General features: G+C 34.8%; 1 protein-coding gene. It reads right to left on the bottom strand.

Features of this window, described 5'->3' with window-relative positions:
- Positions 1–39: 39 nt before the first annotated feature.
- Positions 40–385, bottom strand: a 346-nt coding sequence (locus CO726_RS31360; protein WP_136699930.1) for an integrase core domain-containing protein, incomplete at its 5' end; no start/stop codon positions are given.

The raw sequence follows: 385 nt of genomic DNA, 5'->3' as shown, positions 1-385 counted from the left end.
TGGATTTGAGTCAATATTTTGGACACAAAAAAGTTAAATCTAAGCTACTTTTGTAGCTAGATCTTCTATTGCTTGGGGAGTTTTATAACCAATGCTACTATGGATTCGCTTACGATTATAAAATCCCTCAATGTATTGAAATAGCGCTAAGTTTGCTTCTTCAAACGAGCTATATTTTGTACGATATACTTCTTCTTTCTTTAAAATGGCATGAAACGACTCCATACAAGCGTTGTCATATGGACAGCCTTTCTTGCTGAAAGAGGGATTTATGTTGTAATTCGCGAGTAAGGTTTGAAATTCCTGACTTGTATATTGTGTTCCTAAATCAGTATGTAGAATGAGACCTTTTTGTGGTTTCTGTATATCGTAAGCGTTTTCTAGC

It is taken from the genome of Bacillus fungorum, from assembly GCF_002746455.1.
In the GTDB taxonomy this organism is placed as follows: domain Bacteria; phylum Bacillota; class Bacilli; order Bacillales; family Bacillaceae_G; genus Bacillus_A; species Bacillus_A fungorum.
The sequence above is the reverse complement of the archived record's forward strand: the minus strand, read 5'-3'. Positions and strand labels throughout refer to the sequence as shown.